This window comes from Janthinobacterium sp. FW305-129 (genome assembly GCF_020858115.1).
Classification (GTDB): Bacteria; Pseudomonadota; Gammaproteobacteria; order Burkholderiales; family Burkholderiaceae_D; genus Janthinobacterium.
This window is the reverse complement of sequence record NZ_JACYMM010000002.1, coordinates 553,256-571,827: the sequence shown is the minus strand read 5'-3', so window position 1 is coordinate 571,827 and position 18,572 is coordinate 553,256. Positions and strand designations below refer to the sequence as shown.

Here is an 18,572-nt window from a genome sequence, read left to right as displayed (position 1 = left end):
TTTACCATGGATCGTAGGTGCCCAGGCTCCAGATGTGGCCTTCCGGGTCGCGGCAGGTAAAGCCCCGTCCGCCGTAATCTTCATCCTTGATGTCGAGCACGATCTCGGCGCCGGCTTCGCGCGCGCTACGGTAGACGGCGTCGGCGTCGTTGACGACCAGGTAGCAATTTTGCGTGTTGGCGCCGCCGATTTCACTGGGCAGTTTCATCAGGCGGCCATAGTCGCTGTCGAGGACCGGCGCCACCATGACCATGCCGTTTCCAAAGCTGAGCTGGGCGTGCGCGACGCCACCGTTGCCGTCAGGCACGATCAATTGTTTTTCAAAACCGAGCGCCTTGCACAGCCATTCGATGGCGGCGGGCGCGTCATGGTAGCGCAGGCAGGGAATGGTCGTATTTACTGTAGCTTTTGCTATCGTGGTCATCAGAAAACTCCTATGGCTGTGGGGGAGTAGCTTCGATCATGGATACTGCGTGGCGTTCCGTATCAACCCCATCCATCGGAATGGGTTTGATGCTGGTCAGTGCTGTGCCCATCCATATTGCCATAGAATAATCATTGCACTCTTGCTACGGCGCAAATTTTTATTGCGGCGATTGCTGTGAGTCCGCCGCTTTCTGTTCCGCGCCGGCATCGTCGCTGTTGCTTGCCCATTTCAGCAGCATGACGAGGGCAAACAGCATGATAGCCAGCGGCAAGATGGTGATCAGAAACGCCAGGCCCAGGCAGCACGCCAGCAGCATGGGCCAGGACATGGCGCGCAGGGCGGCCATTCCCTGGCGCGCATAAGCGCACAGCTCGTTCCAGATTGCGCTGAAGGAAGTGCCGCCCGGTGCCGGATTGATGTCTTTCATGCCGTTCTCCTGTCGTGTGTGGGCCGCTGCGTATGCAGGCTGGCGATGAATCCACTATAGGCAAAACCTTGCTGTCAGACATCGCCTATGCGACGAATGGCAGGAATGGCGCACCGAACGGCGACAGGCGAAGACAAACGGTTACTCGAAGACCTTCAGTTTCAGCTGGAAGCTGAGGGCGCCATACAGGCGATCCTTGTAGGACGGCACGATGGCGATATTCACGCCCACGCGCTGGTATTCATAGCTGATGGTGGGCACCAGGGCCGGGAACCAGCCGCCGTCGCGCATCTTCGGATAGCCGCTGAAGCCGCCAACGACGGCGCCGACGCGCAGCGGGCCCACCTTGATCGGCTGATAGTACACGCCCAGGTAGTTCGAATAGGCGCGGTCGCTATTGTAGAAGCGACCGGCCGTGGCCGAGGCGACCGTGGAAAAGCGGTATTCGGCACCCAGGCCCGGATTGCTGTCGTTCAGGTTCTTGTCGCGCTGAAAGTGATACGAATAAAAGCCCGCGTTAAGCCAGGTTTCGCTCAGCGGCTGGTTGTCTATCATGCCGACTGTCTGCGCCTGTGCCGTGGATGCCGCTGCCAGCAGGGCCGCGCAGACAGCTTTGCCCAGCAATGACGCGGTGCGCGCCGATGACCATTGTTTCATGCCTGTTCCTTATCCTGTCGATATGGCGCCGCCCGTGCAAACGCTCCAGCGCGCCATGCTATCACTGCCAGATTGTTCCTTGGAAATTTCGTCACGTGCCCGGTGCTGCCGCAGGCAGGGCGATGGCGGCCTGCACCATGTGCGTGAGCAGAATTTCTGCATCCTCGTAATCCTTGCGCGTAAGCTGCTTGCGCTCCAGCACCAGGGCCATCTGTGCCGAAAAATCCGCATACGACTGGGTCATGGCCCAGATGGCGAACATCAGGTGCGTGGCGTTGACGGGTGCGATCCGGCCGGCCGCGATCCAGGCTTCGAAGACGGCGATATCCTTGCGCAGCAGGGGCACGACTCTTTCTCGTATCTGTGCCCCGTACAGGGGCGCGCCATTGATCACTTCCAGCGCATACACGCGCGAGGCCCATGGCTGTTCGCGCGAAAAACGCAGCTTGGCGCCGATATACGCGCGCAGCACGTCGCGCGGCTCGTCGTGTTCATTGGCCAGCGATTCCATGCGCGCCAGCCAGTCGTCGAGCACGTCGTCGAGCACGCGCTGGTACAGCAGCTGCTTGGACGGGAAGTAGTACATCAGGTTTTGCTTCGACAGGCCGGCCCGCTCGGCGATGGTGGCGATCGACGCGCCTTCATAGCCGCTTTCCGCGAAGGCGCGCACGGCTTGCTCCAGGATGTCCGCTTCCAGGCGGTCGCGGTTTTGCAGGCGCCTGCCGCCAGCATTTTTCACGGGAAGGGCAGGGGATTTGTCGCTGGCCATGGCGGGTTCTTTAGCGTGGGCGTATCGATTGCAGGAAGGCCTGCAGCACGGGGGTATCGGTATAGGCCACGTTGAAGCGGAACCACACCGTCTCGGGCGCGCGCAGCATGAAAAACTCGTTCGGCGACAGCAGGATGCCCGCCTTCAAGGCCATGTCGGCGATGATCTTGCCATTCCATTCCGGCGTTTGCACGTCGGGCCAGCCGGCGCTGACGAACATGCCGCCGCGGGGCCGCGCCACGGGCGCCATGCCCGCCTGCGCCAGGCCGTCGATGCTGCGCTCGCGGGCCGCATCGAGCTGCGCCACGAGGCGTTCCACCATGCGCTTGTAGGGCCGCGCGCAGATGGCGTGGTAGACGGCGCGCTCGTTGATTTCCGACGTCGTCAGTCCCGCCAGCATTTTTACGCGCACCAGTTCGGCCACCAGCGGTGGCGAGGCGCAAATCGACCCCACGCGCAGCACGGGCGACAGGGTCTTGGAAAAACTGCCCACGCGGATCACGCGGCGCAAGCCATCCATCGCCGCCAGCGACGCTTCGCCGCGCGCCGCCAGTTCGCGGTAGATATCGTCCTCCACCAGCCAGAAATCGAATTGCTCGGCCAGCGCCAGCAGGCGGTGCGCCTGCGCCTGGCTCAAGGAAGTACCGAGCGGATTTTGCAGCACCGTGTTGACGAACATGAGTTTCGGCTGCGTGCGCGCGGCTTCAACGGCCAGCGCATCGAGATCGAGGCCTGCCTCGCCGCGGGCAATGCCCACGGGGATGCAACCGTGGTGGCGTATCAGCGACTGCAGGTTGCTGTAGCCGGGGTCTTCCACCAGCACCGTGTCGCCCGGCTTGGTCAGGCTGCGCAGGATCAAGTCAAAAGCATGCGTGGCGCCGTGCGTCAGCAAGACCTGGTCCGGTTCCACCTGGAACAGCTCTTCCGACAGGCATGTTGCAAGGTGCTGGCGCAGCGAAGGAAAGCCCAGCGGGTGGCCATAGCCGCGCAGGCGGCTGGCGGGAATGCGCATGGCCTGGCGCACGGCGTCGAGCACGGTCGCCTCGCCATACATCTCGGGCGGCAGCCAGCCCGCCCCCACCGGCAGGGCGTCGGACACGCCCGAATACAGGTCCGGCGTGAGGGCATCGATGGCGGTGGGACTGGCGTGGATGCTTGCCTGCGGCGAGGCGGCGATATCGTGGCGCGCGACGAAATAGCCGGAACCTCGCCGCGACGACAGTAGGCCGAGGTTGACCAGGCGGTCGTACGATTCGACGACGGTAAAGGTCGACACGCCATTGCAGCGGGCGAACTGGCGCACGGACGGCATGCGCGTGCCGATGCGCAGGGCGCGGCTGCCCACCATGACGCTGATGGCGACGACGATCTGCTCGACCAGGCCGCCCTTTTTCTGGCGGTCGATGTCGAGCACGGGCCAGCCGCTGGCATTGCCGTCGCCCTCGTCCTGCTTCACCTTGTGTGTTACCGGTGGCTCCATATGCTGCCTTGCACAAAACTGTAGTGGTTTTTCGACCTGTACGGTTGGGATGTTTTGCCGTTTGTGTATCTGTGCCATTGGGGATGGCCTGTCTATTATTACATCAGCTTTTTGCCAACTGGTAAATTATTTTACGCTTCGTCAAAAACGATCCTGGCCCCGCGCCAGCCCATCCCAAGGAGAAGGTCATGAACGAAACAAGGCCGGAATCGATGTCGGCATTCTGGATGCCGTTTACGAATAACCGTGATTTCAAGGCCCATCCGCGCTTGCTGGTGTCGGCCGAAGGCATGTACTACAAGGACGTCGATGGCAACGCCATCCTCGATGGCACGGCGGGATTGTGGTGCGTGCCGTGCGGCCATGCGCAGCCGAAAATCGTCGGCGCCATCCGCGAGATGGTGGGCCAGCTCGACTTCGCGCCGACCTTCCAGATGGGCCATCCGGCCGCCTTCGACCTGGCGGAAAAACTGATGGATTACACGGGGCATAAATTTGGCCACGTGTTTTATACGAACTCCGGTTCCGAGGCCGTAGATACGGCCCTGAAGATCGCGCTGGCCTATCACCGGGCGCGCGGCGAGGGCGCGCGCACCCGCCTGATCGGCCGCGAACGCGGTTACCACGGCGTGGGCTTCGGCGGCATTTCCGTTGGCGGCATCGGCGGTAACCGCAAGACCTTCGGCCCCCTGCTGCCGGGCGTGGACCACCTGCCGCACACGCACAACCTGAATCAGAACGCCTACACGGTGGGCGAGCCCGAATACGGCACCCACCTGGCCGACGAGCTGGAACGCATCGTCGCCCTGCACGACGCATCGACGATTGCCGCCGTCATCGTCGAACCGGTGGCCGGTTCCACTGGCGTGCTGATCCCGCCGAAAGGCTATCTGAAACGCTTGCGCGAACTGTGCACCAAGCACGGCATCCTCTTGATTTTCGATGAAGTCATCACGGGTTTCGGCCGCATGACGACGCCGTTCGCCGCCGATTATTTCGACGTCGAGCCGGACCTGATGACGACGGCCAAGGGCCTGACCAACGGCATGGTGCCGATGGGTGCCGTGTTTAGCAAAAAGTACATCCACGACGCCTTCATGGATGCGCCACCGGGCATCGAACTGTTCCACGGCTACACGTATTCCGGCCACCCGCTGGCCTGCGCCGCCTCGCTGGCCACCTTGCAGGTGTTCGAGGAGCAGGACATCCTGGGCCACGCTAAAGCGATGCAGGCGTACTGGAGCGACGCCGTGCATTCGCTGAAAGGCTTGCCGCATGTGATCGATTTGCGCAGCATCGGCCTGATCGCTGGCATCGAACTCGATCCCATCGCCGGCAAGCCCGGCACGCGCGCCTTCAACGCCTTCAAGCAGGCCTTCGCCGACGGCGTGCTGATACGCACGACGGGCGACATCATCGCCCTGTCGCCGCCGCTGGTGCTGGAAAAACAGCATATCGACGAGCTGTTTGGCAAGCTGGCCAAGGTATTAAAGAATCTCGACTAAGGAAGACCATGAACGATCTCGACACGATTACCCACTACATCAACGGCGCCAAAGTCGACACCCAAAGCGGCCGCTACGGCGACGTCTACAACCCCGCCCTGGGCGAACCCGTGGCCCGGGTCGCGCTGGGCACCGTGGAAGACGTCGATGCGGCCGTGCAGGCGGCCGCCGCCGCCTTTCCCTCGTGGTCGGCCACGCCGCCGCTGACGCGCGCCAGGGTCCTGTTCCGCTACCTGCAGCTGTGCCAGCAGCACACGGATGAATTTGCCGCCATGCTCACGCGCGAGCATGGCAAGACCTTTGCCGATGCCCAGGGCGAAGTGGCGCGCGGCATCGAGATGGTGGAATTTGCCGTCGGCATCCCGCAATTGTTAAAGGGCGAATTCACGGACCAGATTTCGCGCGGCATCGATGCCTGGTCCATGCGCCAGGCGCTCGGCGTGGTGGCCGGCATCACGCCATTCAACTTCCCCGTGATGGTGCCGATGTGGATGTTCCCGGTGGCGATTGCCTGCGGCAATACCTTCGTCTTGAAACCGTCCGAACGCGATCCGTCCGCTTCCCTGCTGCACGCGAAATTGCTGAAAGAAGCGGGCTTGCCCGACGGCGTCTTCAACGTGGTGCAGGGCGATAAAGTGACCGTCGACGCCTTGCTCGACCACCCCATGGTGCAGGCAATCAGCTTTGTCGGCTCGACGCCGATCGCCGAATACATCTATGCGCGCGGCAGCGCCAGCGGCAAGCGCGTGCAGGCTTTGGGCGGCGCGAAGAACCACATGGTGGTGATGCCCGACGCGGACATGGACATGACGGTCGATGCGCTGATCGGTGCGGCCTACGGCTCGGCGGGCGAGCGCTGCATGGCCATCTCCGTCGTGGTGGCCGTGGGCGATGCGGGCGACAAGTTGATCGATGCACTGGCAACGCGCACGGCCGCACTGAAAGTGCGCGACGGCATGGAAGATGGTGCGGAAATGGGCCCGGTCGTGTCGCTGGCGGCCAAGCAGCGGATCGAAAAACTCATCGCCTCGGGCGTGGAGCAGGGCGCCACCTTGGTCGTCGATGGCCGCAACCACGTGGTGGCGGGCCGCGAGAACGGCTTCTTCGTCGGCGGCACCTTGTTCGACCACGTGACGCGCGACATGAGAATCTACAAGGAAGAAATTTTCGGCCCCGTGCTGTGCGTGCTGCGGTGTCCTGACGTGGTGCAGGCAGTGGAGCTGATCAACGCCAACGAGTATGGCAACGGCGTGGCCATCTACACGCGCGACGGCGGCGTGGCGCGCGAATTCGTGCGCCAGATTCAGGTCGGCATGGTGGGCGTCAACATCCCCTTGCCCGTGCCGATGGCCTTCAACAGCTTTGGTGGCTGGAAGCGCAGCATGTTCGGCGACCACCACGCGTATGGCCCCGAAGGCGTGCGCTTCTACACGCGTCACAAGGCCGTGATGCAGCGCTGGCCGAACACGGCAAGCGCTGGTGTGGAATTTGCTTTTCCCCAGATGAAGTGACGGTTTCACACTAATAGTCCACCGCAGGATCAAAGAAGGAAAACGCGATGATCGAGTCCCTGAATTATTTGCCGCATCCCGCCCTGCCCAATGAGGAATTGGCGGGCCATTTCACGGACCTGGCGCCGCCTCTGACGGCACGCCAGGCGGCAATCGAAAGCGCCCGCTGCCTGTATTGCTACGATGCGCCGTGCAGCCGCATCTGCCCGTCTGAAATCGACGTGGCCAGCTTCATCCGCAACATCCACGACAAAAACATCAACGGCGCCGCCGCCGGCATCCTGAAACAGAACATCCTGGGCGGCAGTTGCGCCCGCGTCTGTCCTACGGAAATCCTGTGCGAAGACGTCTGCGTGCGCAACCACGACGCCGAAGGCCAGCCGGTGAAAATCGGCCTCTTGCAGCGCTACGCCGTCGACCACATGCATTTTGCCAGCCATCCGTTCCAGCGTGCGCCTGCCACCGGCAAGACCATTGCCATCGTCGGCGCGGGGCCGGCGGGACTGTCGTGCGCGCACCGGCTGGCCATGCTGGGGCACGACGTGGTGATCTTTGAAAAGGAAGGCAAGGCCGGCGGCCTGAATGAATACGGCATCGCCAAGTACAAGCTGACGGACGATTTCGCGCAAAAGGAAATCGACTTCCTGCTGGGCATAGGCGGCATTGAAATCCGATGTCGCCAGGTACTGGGCGAGAACCTGCAGCTGCGCGACCTGCATGCGCAGTATGACGCCGTCTTCCTCGGCCTGGGCCTGGGCGCCAGCCGCAAGCTGGGCTTGACGGGCGAAGATGCGCCGGGTCTCCTGGCCGCCGTCGATTACATCAGCGCGCTGCGCCAGGCGAACGACCTGGCCGCGCTGCCCGTGCCGAAACGCGCCATCGTCATTGGCGCCGGCAATACGGCCATCGACATGGCCGTGCAGATCCAGCGCCTGGGCGCCGAGGAAGTCACCCTGGTCTACCGGCGCGGTTTCGACGCCATGACGGCCACGCACCACGAACAGGAAATCGCCAAGACCAACCAGGTGCGCATGCTGACGTGGGCCCAGCCGCGGCAGGTGTTGCTCGATGCGGCTGGCCATGTGGCCGGCATGCGTTTCGAGAAAACGCGCATGCAGGGCACGCGCCTGGCGGGCACGGGCGAAACGTTCGACGTGGCGGCCGACGCCATCTTCAAGGCCATCGGCCAGAGCCTCGATACGCAGGTGCTGCATGACCCGATGGCATCCTTGTTGCGGCGCGAAGGCGACAAGATCGCCGTCGATGCGGGTTTTCGCACGGTGCTGCCGGGGATCTACGCGGGCGGCGACTGCGTGGCACCGGGGCAGGACTTGACGGTGCAAGCCGTCCAGCATGGCAAGCTGGCCGCATTGGCCATCCATTCCGATTTGTTGAATAAAGTGGAGGCTGCATAATGGCTGATCTCAGCATCGAATTTTGCGGCATCAAGGCGCCGAATCCCTTCTGGCTGGCGTCCGCACCGCCGACCGACAAGGCCTACAACGTGGTGCGCGCGTTTGAGGCAGGATGGGGCGGCGTCGTGTGGAAAACCCTCGGTGAAGATCCGGCCGCCGTCAACGTCTCGTCGCGTTATTCCGCCCTGTACGGCAAGAACCGCGAAGTGGTGGGTTTCAATAACATCGAACTGATCACCGACCGCTCGCTGGAGATCAACCTGCGCGAAATCACGCAGGTGAAAAAGGACTGGCCCGACCGCGCCATGATCGTCTCGCTGATGCTGCCCTGCGAAGAGCACTACTGGGCCGACATTTTGCCGAAGGTGGAAGCGACAGGAGCGGACGGCATCGAACTCAATTTCGGCTGTCCGCATGGCATGCCGGAGCGAGGCATGGGCGCGGCCGTGGGCCAGGTGCCCGAGTATGTGCAGATGGTCACTGCCTGGTGCAAGAAGCACAGCAAGCTACCCGTCATCGTCAAGCTCACGCCGAACATCACGGACGTGCGCATGCCGGCGCGCGCGGCCAAGGCGGGCGGCGCGGACGCCGTCTCGCTGATCAACACCATCAATTCCATCACCTCGCTGGACCTGGACCGCATGGTGGCCTTGCCGATTGTCGGCGGCGCCAGCACGCACGGCGGCTATTGCGGGTCTGCCGTGAAACCGATCGCCCTGAACATGGTGGCGGAAATCGCGCGCGATCCGCAGACGCGGGGCTTGCCCATTTCCGGCATCGGCGGCATCGGCAACTGGCGCGATGCGGCCGAATTCCTCGCCCTGGGCGCCGGCTGCGTGCAGGTGTGCACGGCCGCCATGCTGCATGGTTTCCGCATCGTCGACGAGATGAAGGATGGCTTGTCGCGCTGGATGGACGAGAAGGGCTATGCACGCATCAGCGATTTTTCCGGCAAGGCCGTGGCCAACACGACGGACTGGAAATACCTGGACATGAATTACCAGGTGATCGCGCAGATCAACCAGGACGACTGCATCAAGTGCGGCAAGTGCTACGTGGCTTGCGAAGACACCTCGCACCAGTCGATTGCGCAACTGATCGACGCGGCCGGTACGCGCACATATGAGGTGATCAAGGAGGAATGCGTGGGCTGCAACCTGTGCGAAATCACCTGTCCGGTGCAGGGCTGCATCACGATGGTGCCGCAGGCGACGGGCAAGCCGTACATGAACTGGACGCAGGATCCCAGGAATCCACGGGCATTGGCGGAATCGGCATAGGGCACGTTTTTTGCGTACGTATATTTTATAAACAGTTGCCCAACTTTGCAGTAAGCTAGGCCGCAGCCGTTTTTAAAACGCCCAACCTCCCAACCGATGGAGCAACCCTGTGAACCACGACTATTCAGGCAATACGCAACTCTGGAATGAAGACCTGGCGCCCACCACGGCGGCGCAGCGCACCTGGCGCTGGTATCACTTTGCCGCGCTGTGGGTCGGCATGGTGATGTGCATTCCCGCCTACACCCTGTCGGCCAGCCTGATCGACAGCGGTATGTCCGGCTACCAGGCCGTGCTCACGGTATTTCTCGCCAACGCCATCGTGCTCCTGCCGATGCTCCTGATCGGCCATGCGGGCACCAAGTACGGCATCCCGTATGCCGTGCTGGCGCGCGCCTCGTTCGGCACGGCGGGGGCGCGTCTGCCGGCCCTGATGCGCGCCATCGTTGCCTGCGGCTGGTACGGCATCCAGACCTGGTTCGGCGGCCAGATGATCTACACCTTGATGGGTGTATTAATGGGGCATGAACTGGGCGGCGAGAAGATCGCGGGCCTGGGCATCAATGGCAGCCAGCTGCTGTGCTTCCTGGCTTTCTGGGCCATCCAGTTCTATTACATCCTGCACGGCATGGAATCGATCCGTAAACTCGAAACCTACACGGCGCCGCTGAAAATCCTCATCTGCTTCGTGCTGCTGTACTGGGTGCACAGCAAGGCCGGCGGCGTGGCCAACCTGCTGGACCAGCCATCGCAATTCATCCCCGGCGGCAAAAAGGCGGGCCAGTTCTGGAGCGTCTTCTGGCCATCGTTGACGGCCATGGTGGGTTTCTGGGCCACCCTGGCCTTGAACATTCCCGACTTTACGCGCTTCGCGAAGACGCAGCGCGACCAGATCGTGGGCCAGTCGGTCGGCTTGCCCGTGCCCATGGGTTTGCTGGCCATGCTGGCCGTGATCGTTACCGCCGGTTCGGTCGTCATGTACGGCAAGGCCATCTGGGACCCCGTCGACCTGGCCAGCCGCATGACGGGCGCCGCCGTGCTGATCGCCCTGATCATCCTCCTGATCGACACCGTCAGCGTCAACCTGGCGGCCAACCTGGTGGGGCCTGCGTATGACTTTTCCGCACTGGCGCCCAAGCAGATTTCGTACAAGATGGGCGGCTACATCACGGCCTTCATCGCCATCGTCATGATGCCGTGGAAGGTGCTCGAGTCGACGCAGGGCTATATCTTCACGTGGTTGATCGGTTATTCGGCCCTGCTGGGTCCCATCGCCGGCATTCTCATCGTCGACTATTATTTTGTGCGCAAGACGCAACTCGACGTCAAACAGCTGTATCGCGACGATGGCATCTATTCGTATGGCAGTGGCTGGAACATGGCGGCGCTGATCGCCTTCATTATCGCCGTGCTGCCGAATATCCCGGGCTTTCTGAACGCGGCCTTTCCCACGGCGTTTCCCGGCGTGGGAGAAGGCTTTAAAACCATTTACACCTACGCCTGGTTCGTGGGCGTGGCCATCGCCGCCGTCGTGTATGGCGTCATGATGAAGGGCAAGGTGGTGGCGCACGTGCAGCAGGCGCCGCAGTCGTAATCACTCAAGGAGAGAAGATGACTACACTGATACGTGGCGGTACCGTCGTCAACGCCGACCGCGCGTTTCGCGCCGATGTGCTGATCGAGGGCGACGTGATCGTCGCCGTCGGCGAGAACCTGCCCGTGCCGGCTGGCGCCACCGTGATCGACGCGGGCGGCCTGTACGTGATGCCGGGCGGGATAGACACCCACACGCACATGAATTTGCCCTTCATGGGCACGGTGACGTCCGACGATTTTTTCACGGGCACGGCGGCGGGACTGGCCGGCGGCACCACCACCATCATGGACTTCGTTATTCCCGCCCCGAAGCAGTCGCTGATCGAGGCGTATCACCAGTGGCGCGCGTGGTCGGCCAAGGCGGCCGGCGACTATACCTTCCACGTGGCGATCACCTGGTGGAGCGAGCAGGTACATGAAGAGATGGGAGTGCTGGTGCGCGAGCATGGCATGAACAGCTTCAAGCACTTCATGGCCTATAAAAACGCCATCATGGCCGATGATGAAACGCTGGTGAAAAGCTTTACCCGCTCGCTGGAACTGGGAGCGCTGCCCACCGTGCATGCGGAAAACGGCGAGCTGGTTTTTCAATTGCAGCAAGCCTTGCTCAAAAAAGGCATCACGGGGCCGCAGGCGCATCCGCTGTCGCGGCCACCGGCCGTGGAAGCCGAGGCGGCCAACCGCGCCATCGCCATCGCCAATGTCTTGAATACCCCCGTGTACATCGTGCACGTCTCGTGCGCCGAGTCGCTTGACGCCATCACGCGGGCGCGCGCCAACGGCCAGCGCGTGTATGGCGAAGCGCTGGCGGGCCACCTGGTGATCGACGACAGCGTCTACCAGAGCGACGATTTCGACTACGTGGCGGGCCACGTCATGAGCCCGCCGTTCCGCGGCAAGCACCATCAATCGGCACTGTGGCACGGCCTGCAAAGCGGCAACCTGCACACGACGGCCACCGACCACTGCACCTTCTGCGCCGAGCAGAAGGCGGCTGGCAAACAGGACTTCACGCGCATCCCGAACGGCTGCGGCGGCGTGGAAGAACGCATGGCCGTCGTGTGGGATGCTGGCGTCAATTCGGGCATGCTCACCCCCTCCGAATTCGTCAAGGTGTCGTCCACCAATGCGGCGCAGATCTTCAATATGTATCCACGCAAGGGCATCATCGCCGCAGGCAGCGATGCCGATATCGTGCTGTGGGACCCGCAAGGCACGCGCACCATTTCCGCCGCCACGCAGTTCGCCAAAGGGGGCTTCAACGTCTTCGAAGGGCGCACCGTGCGCGGCACTCCCCGCACCACGATTGCCGCCGGCAAGGTGGTGTTCCACCAGGGCGAACTGATGGCCGTCGAAGGGGCGGGGCGCTATATCGAGCGTCCCGCGTTTGCCGCCACGACCGCATAAGGAGTTGACGATGGATGAATTACGTATCAATGGTGAGCGCCTGTGGGCAGCCCTGATGGAACTGGCGCAGATCGGCGCGACAGTGAAGGGCGGCGTCAAGCGCCTGGCCCTGACGGACCTCGACAAACAGGGGCGCGACCTGGTGGTGCGCTGGGGTCGCGAGGCGGGCATGAGCATTACCATCGACCAGATCGGCAATGTCTTCATGCGCCGCGACGGCACCGACAATACCTTGCCGCCCGTGATGACGGGCAGCCACATCGACACCCAGCCCACGGGCGGCAAGTTCGATGGCAATTACGGCGTGCTGGCGGGCCTGGAAGTGGTGCGCACCCTGAATGACCTCAATATCAAGACGCGATCGCCCATCGAGGTGGCGTTCTGGACCAACGAGGAAGGCTCGCGTTTCGTACCCGTGATGATGGGCTCCGGCGTGTTTTGCGGCGCCTTTTCGCTCGAAACCGCGTACGCGGCGAAAGACACGGAAGGTAAAACGGTGGGCGAGGAGCTGGCGCGCATCGGCTATCGTGGAGACCAGGTGCCGGGCGACCATCCCATCAGTGCGTATTTCGAGACGCATATCGAACAAGGGCCCGTGCTGGAAGACGCCGATAAAATCATCGGCGTGGTGCCGGCCGTGATGGGCCTGTCGTGGTACGACTGCGTGGTGACGGGCATGGAAGCGCATGCGGGGCCCACGCCCATGGGCCTGCGCAAGGATGCGCTGCAGGTGGCCACCACCATCATGCAGGAGGTGGTGGCGATTGCCAACCGCTACCCGCCGTATGGGCGCGGCACGGTGGGCATGGTGCAGGTCTTTCCGAACAGCCGCAACGTGATCCCCGGCGAGGTCAAGTTCAGCATCGACCTGCGCAACGTGAACGATGAACTGCTCAACACCATGCATGGCGAGATCACGGCCTTCATCGACGCCACGCGCGAAAAAACAGGCTTGGGCATTTCACTGGAAAGGGTGTCCTATTACCCGCCATGTCCGTTCCACCCCGACTGCGTGGGCGCCGTGCGCAATGCGACTGAAAAACTCGGTTACTCCGTGATGGACGTGGTGTCCGGCGCCGGCCACGACGCCATCTACGCGGCCCGGCTGGCGCCGGCCGGCATGATCTTCGTGCCGTGCAAGGACGGCATCAGCCACAATGAAATCGAGGACGCCAAGCCCGAGCACCTGGAAGCGGGCTGCAACGTGCTGCTGCACGCGATGCTGGAGCGGGCCGTGGCCGTGTAGCCAAAAAAATCACCAGGCGGCCCGCTTGCCGCCTGCTTCCAGGTCTCTGGCGGACATCAGCTGCCCAGCTGCCTCGCCGCGTAAGACGTCCCAAATCCCTGCCACTTTTCTCGCACCTGACAGCAGATATTTCGTCTCGATGCCAAGTGTTGCGAGAGCGTATCTTGCATCCATCCGTCGACTTTCGCGTCAGGTTTTTTGTATCTGTCTTTCCTTCATCTATCACTTGACATGCAGTCAGAGTGTCAAGAAATCATGAGAAAATTGCAGTTCAAAAAACGATGTTTTTAAATTTTCACTATGCGTATTTTTCTGTTCCGGGTATGGTGAGGAACCAATTATGACAAGCATGTTACAATTGTTGCCCAAAAAAAATAATTAAAAATCACCGAGCCAATGTCATGGCTTTCCTGTGTCTTTCTTGCTATGACAAGATGCCATCTTTAGTATTGCTTACCCATGAGTTCAATTTTTACGCTACAAGAAAAACCGCTATTTTTAAATTATTCTGAAAAATTCACATATGTGCGCTGTTTTTTATGGATGTTATTGCCCAGCTTAATCTGGAGCTTTGCATTTGGTCGTATATATATCTGCATCGAGCCATTGTTTTTTCCGTATATGGAAAAACGTTTCAAGGGATGGGTTTCCTTTTTAATTAAGTTTTTATGGATTTTCATCTTCTTGGTTTCCATATTGTCAAATTGGAATATTCGACCCAGTTCATATGAATTTTACTTGTTCACTGTTTTGGGGAATTCTCCAGCGCCGATATTAATAATCTGTTTCTTGTTTTTTTTGATAATGTTTTTCTTCCTGTCTTCCGATGTTTATCGGAAAACTTCGTTGGGATTCAGGCGCATTGTATTTTTTATTGGTATTTTCCTGATATCGCTAAAAGGTGTACTGCTGGTGCTGGATGTTGGCGTAAGTGAAATCCGCAATAGAATTGTCACACCGTCACCGTTTGCAATTAAAACGCTGATCAGTGATAGTTTTTTAAATAAACAGAATTCTTTGGGGAAAACCAGCGAACCGACCTTTTTGAATCATGTGAAAAGTGAAAGTTCAATGCCCGCAAAAATGGTTTTGATGATCGTGGAGTCATGGGGAGAAAGCCATGGTTCGTTGGTGGCCGTCGAAAAGAAGCTGAAGAGTCGCGGCGTGAAAGTGCTGAAGACTGGATTTACTGATTATCATGGTTCGACGATGCAAGGCGAGATTCGTGAGTTGTGTTCCGAATACATTCAGTTTGATGCAAGTACCAATTTCTCAGCAATGGCTGATGCTTGTGCTCCTGCCTACATGAAAACTAAAGGGTATGAGGTTTTTGGCGTACATGGTTATCAAAAAATGTTTTATGCCCGCGATTCCGTCTGGAAAAGCCTGGGCATCGAGCACGCATATTTCCAGCCTGAGCTGAGTAAGCTGAGAACTTGTCCGGGGCCATTTCGTGGTGTTTGTGACGAAGATATGATTAATTTTGGTGTGGATTTGATACGCCAGCAAGACAAGGCTTTTTTGTACATGCTTTCGTTGTCCAGCCATGAACCCATTGCATCGGGCATGCCCGATGCATCTGTCCAATATTTCCAAGATATGGAGAAGATTGGTGATTCACAGTTGGTAGCACGCAATGCGATTGGATTTTTGGTCGATACATTAAGTGCCAGTGCTGAGCTAGGCTGTACCGAAGCTTATGTGGTTGGTGATCATCAGCCGCCGTCTGCCGTAAATAGCGGGCAACTCTCCGAAGGCATGGTTCCATATATACGGATGTCTTTTCACTGCCAGCCATAGCATGTTTCAGCCTGTGAAAAGTATCATAATGTGGTGGTTTGCAACGGACCCGGTTCCAGCCAAGCACGCATCTTTCCGTGGATCGAGGTGGCTGCCTTAGTAGTTCGTTGCTGCTGCACAACGTACGCCTTATACCAGCATGTACCGGCCTGGCTGCCTTCCCGGCCGCATCCCTGGCGCGGCGCCTGTCCGGGTTCCACCACTCTCTTCCTGTTACGTGTGTTTCTTCTGGAAGTTGCGCAAAAACGCCAGCAGCGCGCGCGCCGCGATGTCGGCGTCGTCGGCCGTCATGGTTTCCAGCGGATTGTGGCTGATGCCGCCATTGCCGCAGCGGGTAAACAGCATGGCCACGTCCGTGATGGCGGCCATGGCCATGGCGTCGTGGCCGGCGCCCGACAGCAGCGCGTACGGTGCGATGCCGACGGATGCCACGGCTTGCGCCAGCTGTGCCATCAGCCACGGTGCGCACGGCGCCGCGCGCGCCGACAGCAGCAGTTCCAGCTGGTAGTCGATCTGGCGCCGCGCGCAGATGGCGGCGATGCCATCCAAAATATCGTCGACGGCAGCCTGGCGCACGGCATCAACGGCCGCGCGGATATCGAGCGACAGGGTGCAGGCGCCGGCGATCACGTTGACGGAGCCGTTGGGCACCTGCAGCTGGCCCACGGTGCCCACCAGCGCTTCGCCCTGGCTGCAGCGCCGTTCCATCAGCAGAATGATTTCCGCGGCCGCGCTGGCCGCATCCTTGCGCATGGTCATGGGCGTGGTGCCCGCATGGCTGGCCACGCCCCCAAGACTGACCAGGTAGCGCGAGCTGCCGGCGATCGCCGTGACGATGCCCAGCGGCAAGTCGCGCTCGAGCAGCACGGGACCCTGTTCGATGTGCACTTCCACATAGCCGAGCAAGTCGGCGGGGTCGCGCGCGATGGCGCCGATGGCGCTCGCCTCGTGGCCGGCGGCGGCCAGCGCGTCGCGCATGCTCACGCCGTCCGCATCCAACTGCTCCAGCAGCGACACGTCGAACTTGCCCGTGACGGCCGTGCTGCCCAAAAACGTGCTCTTGAAGCGCACGCCTTCTTCTTCGGCGAAGCCGACGACCTCGAAATGAAACGGCAGCTTTTCGCCCCGCTCATGCAGGTGGCGCACGACGGCGATCGGCAGTACGATGCCCAGCCGGCCATCGTACTTGCCGCCGTTGCGCACGGTGTCGTAGTGCGATCCCGTCATCAGGGTCTTCGCACCCTGCGCGTCGGACAGGTAGCGTCCGACGACATTGCCGACGGCGTCGATGTGCACCTGCATGCCCGCGTCCCGCATCCAGTCGGCCAGCTGCGCGGCCGTTTTGCGGTGCGCCGGCGTCAGGTAAGCGCAGGTCAGGTTGTAATCGCTGTCGCTCCAGCCGGCCAGCGTTTCCGCCTGCTGCATGATGGCGGGGCCGAAATCCAGGCGCACGTCGAACAGGTCGTTCAGGCGCAGTTCGGCGATGCGTTTGATCTGCCGCAGCGATTCGGCCAGTTCATCGGCGCGCCGGTTTTTCAGGCGCCGCGCAAACGTGGCGATGATGTCCTGGCGCGTCAGGCCCTCGCCCGTCGGACCCTTGACGGCCAGGATGAAGGGAAAGCCGAACTTGGCGTTGTATTCGCTGTTGAGGCGCTGCAGGGTGGCAAATTCCTCGGGGCTGCACAGGTTCAGGCCGGACTTGGCCTGTTCGCGCGTCGATTCCGCCGTCAGTTGGCCCGCGATGGCGGCCTTGCCGGCCAGCTCGGGATGGGCGCGGATGAGGCCCAGCTGCTCTTCGGGCGAGGCTTGCGCCAGCACGCGCTGCAGCTCCGTCTTGAGGGCCGTCAGGCTGGCAAACGGCCGGGCGGCGGCCGCGCGCTGGGCGATCCATGGCGAGTGTTCGTAGATGCCATGCAGGTGCGCGATAAAATCGGCCTGGCTGCCGGCGTTCAGGTCTGAAAGGGTGGTCATGGTTTTCCGATCATGCAAGCGGTGATGATAGCGCCCCGTTCCTGCCTCCATTATATGCGCGCGCTGATAGCGGCTATCGCTGCACCAGCGCCTTGGCTGCTGCGCTGACCTGGTCGCGCAGCCATTTGTGTTCGGGCGCCTGGTGCACGCGCTGGTGCCACAGCTGGTAAAAGCGCATGGGCGGGAATTTCAAGGGCACGGTATACGTTTTCAGCGGCAGGGTCTTTTCATAGAAGCGCATGAACTGGCGGCCCGTGGTGAGCACCAGGTCCGTCTGCGTCAGCATGTAGGGGATCAGGCCGAAATACGCCGATTCCACCACCACGTTGCGCTGCAGGTTTTGCCGTTCGAGGAAGGAATCGATCACGCCGTGGTAGCCCGGCATCATCTGCGACGGCGCCACGTGCGGCAGGCTCAGATAGTCATCGAGCGTCATGGCGTCGCTGGCCGTGCGCCGCGCATAGGCGTTTTCCGCATGCATGGCGCAGACGATGGGATCTTCGAACAACTTCGAGATGTGCAGGTGCGCGGGCGGCTCGTCCCAGTTGGCGATGACCAGGTCCAGGCCCCCGTCGGACAATTGCCGGATATGATCGATGCCCGGTCCCAGGCTATGCAGCACAACGCGGCTTTTCGGCGAACCGCGGCGCAGCAGGGCCACCACATTGGGCAGGAACTGGCTGTCCAGGTAGTCGGGCGCAGCGATATGGAAGGTGCGCGCCTCCTCCTGCGCCACGAACGGCGTCTTCTTGATAAACAGGCTTTCCGTCTGGTCGAGGATGCGCTTGGCCGGATTGAGCAGGCTTTCGCCATGCTGCGTGGGCACCATGCCGCGCGCGCCGCGCACGAGCAGCGGGTCGCCCGTCAATTCGCGCAGTTTGCGCAGGGAGGCGGAAATCGAGGGCTGCGGCTGATTGAGTTTCAGCGCCACGCGCGAGACATTCTTTTCCACCAGCAGCAGGTAAAGGATGCGGATCAGGTGCAGGTCGAGGTGTTGCGGCAGGCTGGACATGTGGCGGCGCCTCTGTTGTATATCGATTTGAATATGTCAAATATACGATATTTTTCATGTGATGAGCGG

The 18,572-nt window shown here is 61.1% G+C and carries 15 protein-coding genes; 8 read left to right on the top strand and 7 right to left on the bottom strand.

Annotated features, from left to right (window positions below; genetic code table 11):
• Position 1: 1 nt before the first annotated feature.
• The 5 genes from IGS61_RS06180 to IGS61_RS06160 form a co-directional block, all read right to left on the bottom strand.
• Positions 2–424, bottom strand: coding sequence for a VOC family protein (locus tag IGS61_RS06180; protein ID WP_230538797.1), 423 nt, complete (start codon positions 422–424; stop codon positions 2–4).
• A gap of 160 nt (positions 425–584) precedes the next feature.
• Positions 585–854, bottom strand: coding sequence for a hypothetical protein (locus IGS61_RS06175; protein WP_230538796.1), 270 nt, complete (start codon positions 852–854; stop codon positions 585–587).
• Positions 855–995: 141 nt separating this feature from the next.
• Complete coding sequence (locus IGS61_RS06170) at positions 996–1,511, bottom strand: hypothetical protein (RefSeq protein ID WP_230538795.1); 516 nt, start codon at positions 1,509–1,511, stop codon at positions 996–998.
• A gap of 91 nt (positions 1,512–1,602) precedes the next feature.
• The gene (locus IGS61_RS06165) at positions 1,603–2,280 is read right to left on the bottom strand and encodes a TetR/AcrR family transcriptional regulator (RefSeq protein WP_230538794.1); all 678 of its coding nucleotides are present in this window, start codon (positions 2,278–2,280) and stop codon (positions 1,603–1,605) included.
• Between the two features lie 10 nt (positions 2,281–2,290).
• A complete protein-coding gene (locus IGS61_RS06160; protein WP_230538793.1) occupies positions 2,291–3,760 on the bottom strand; it encodes an aminotransferase-like domain-containing protein in 1,470 nt (489 codons plus the stop codon).
• Between the two features lie 188 nt (positions 3,761–3,948).
• Between IGS61_RS06160 and IGS61_RS06155 the strand changes: the two genes are divergently transcribed.
• The 8 genes from IGS61_RS06155 to IGS61_RS06120 all read left to right on the top strand — a co-directional run bounded on the left by IGS61_RS06155 (position 3,949) and on the right by IGS61_RS06120 (position 15,520).
• A complete protein-coding gene (locus IGS61_RS06155) occupies positions 3,949–5,265 on the top strand; it encodes an aspartate aminotransferase family protein (RefSeq protein WP_230538792.1) in 1,317 nt (438 codons plus the stop codon).
• An 8-nt stretch (positions 5,266–5,273) separates the two neighbouring features.
• Positions 5,274–6,776, top strand: coding sequence for a CoA-acylating methylmalonate-semialdehyde dehydrogenase (locus IGS61_RS06150; protein WP_230538791.1), 1,503 nt, complete (start codon positions 5,274–5,276; stop codon positions 6,774–6,776).
• 47 nt (positions 6,777–6,823) lie between these two features.
• Entirely contained in the window at positions 6,824–8,191 is a 1,368-nt protein-coding gene (locus IGS61_RS06145) for an NAD(P)-dependent oxidoreductase (protein ID WP_230538790.1), read from the top strand.
• A complete protein-coding gene (gene preA / locus IGS61_RS06140; RefSeq protein ID WP_230538789.1) occupies positions 8,191–9,471 on the top strand; it encodes an NAD-dependent dihydropyrimidine dehydrogenase subunit PreA in 1,281 nt (426 codons plus the stop codon). The genes IGS61_RS06145 and preA overlap by 1 nt, the downstream gene beginning before the upstream one ends.
• 109 nt (positions 9,472–9,580) lie before the next feature.
• Positions 9,581–11,065 (top strand): NCS1 family nucleobase:cation symporter-1, encoded by a 1,485-nt coding sequence (locus IGS61_RS06135; RefSeq protein ID WP_230538788.1) that lies wholly within the window; start codon positions 9,581–9,583, stop codon positions 11,063–11,065.
• A gap of 17 nt (positions 11,066–11,082) precedes the next feature.
• On the top strand, positions 11,083–12,474 hold the full coding sequence (hydA, locus tag IGS61_RS06130; protein WP_230538787.1) for a dihydropyrimidinase: 1,392 nt from the start codon (positions 11,083–11,085) through the stop codon (positions 12,472–12,474).
• A gap of 10 nt (positions 12,475–12,484) precedes the next feature.
• Entirely contained in the window at positions 12,485–13,720 is a 1,236-nt protein-coding gene (locus IGS61_RS06125; protein ID WP_230538786.1) for a Zn-dependent hydrolase, read from the top strand.
• A gap of 459 nt (positions 13,721–14,179) precedes the next feature.
• Positions 14,180–15,520 (top strand): sulfatase-like hydrolase/transferase, encoded by a 1,341-nt coding sequence (locus IGS61_RS06120; protein WP_230538785.1) that lies wholly within the window; start codon positions 14,180–14,182, stop codon positions 15,518–15,520.
• Positions 15,521–15,733: 213 nt separating this feature from the next.
• Here the strand turns inward: IGS61_RS06120 and IGS61_RS06115 are convergent, their stop codons facing one another.
• Both IGS61_RS06115 and IGS61_RS06110 read right to left on the bottom strand, forming a co-directional pair.
• Positions 15,734–17,491 (bottom strand): allantoate amidohydrolase, encoded by a 1,758-nt coding sequence (locus IGS61_RS06115; RefSeq protein ID WP_230538784.1) that lies wholly within the window; start codon positions 17,489–17,491, stop codon positions 15,734–15,736.
• A 73-nt stretch (positions 17,492–17,564) separates the two neighbouring features.
• Positions 17,565–18,503, bottom strand: a complete 939-nt coding sequence (locus IGS61_RS06110) for a LysR substrate-binding domain-containing protein (RefSeq protein ID WP_100875714.1) — start codon at positions 18,501–18,503, stop codon at positions 17,565–17,567.
• Between the last annotated feature and the right edge of the window lie 69 nt (positions 18,504–18,572).

What these genes read in the sequence shown, in the direction of transcription:
- IGS61_RS06180 (WP_230538797.1), bottom strand. Translation starts at nt 424, where the DNA reads ATGACCACGATAGCAAAAGCTACAGTAAATACGACCATTCCCTGCCTG.
- IGS61_RS06175 (WP_230538796.1), bottom strand. Translation starts at nt 854, where the DNA reads ATGAAAGACATCAATCCGGCACCGGGCGGCACTTCCTTCAGCGCAATC.
- IGS61_RS06170 (WP_230538795.1), bottom strand. Translation starts at nt 1,511, where the DNA reads ATGAAACAATGGTCATCGGCGCGCACCGCGTCATTGCTGGGCAAAGCT.
- IGS61_RS06165 (WP_230538794.1), bottom strand. Translation starts at nt 2,280, where the DNA reads ATGGCCAGCGACAAATCCCCTGCCCTTCCCGTGAAAAATGCTGGCGGC.
- IGS61_RS06160 (WP_230538793.1), bottom strand. Translation starts at nt 3,760, where the DNA reads ATGGAGCCACCGGTAACACACAAGGTGAAGCAGGACGAGGGCGACGGC.
- IGS61_RS06155 (WP_230538792.1), top strand. Translation starts at nt 3,949, where the DNA reads ATGAACGAAACAAGGCCGGAATCGATGTCGGCATTCTGGATGCCGTTT.
- IGS61_RS06150 (WP_230538791.1), top strand. Translation starts at nt 5,274, where the DNA reads ATGAACGATCTCGACACGATTACCCACTACATCAACGGCGCCAAAGTC.
- IGS61_RS06145 (WP_230538790.1), top strand. Translation starts at nt 6,824, where the DNA reads ATGATCGAGTCCCTGAATTATTTGCCGCATCCCGCCCTGCCCAATGAG.
- preA (WP_230538789.1), top strand. Translation starts at nt 8,191, where the DNA reads ATGGCTGATCTCAGCATCGAATTTTGCGGCATCAAGGCGCCGAATCCC.
- hydA (WP_230538787.1), top strand. Translation starts at nt 11,083, where the DNA reads ATGACTACACTGATACGTGGCGGTACCGTCGTCAACGCCGACCGCGCG.
- IGS61_RS06125 (WP_230538786.1), top strand. Translation starts at nt 12,485, where the DNA reads ATGGATGAATTACGTATCAATGGTGAGCGCCTGTGGGCAGCCCTGATG.
- IGS61_RS06120 (WP_230538785.1), top strand. Translation starts at nt 14,180, where the DNA reads ATGAGTTCAATTTTTACGCTACAAGAAAAACCGCTATTTTTAAATTAT.
- IGS61_RS06115 (WP_230538784.1), bottom strand. Translation starts at nt 17,491, where the DNA reads ATGACCACCCTTTCAGACCTGAACGCCGGCAGCCAGGCCGATTTTATC.
- IGS61_RS06110 (WP_100875714.1), bottom strand. Translation starts at nt 18,503, where the DNA reads ATGTCCAGCCTGCCGCAACACCTCGACCTGCACCTGATCCGCATCCTT.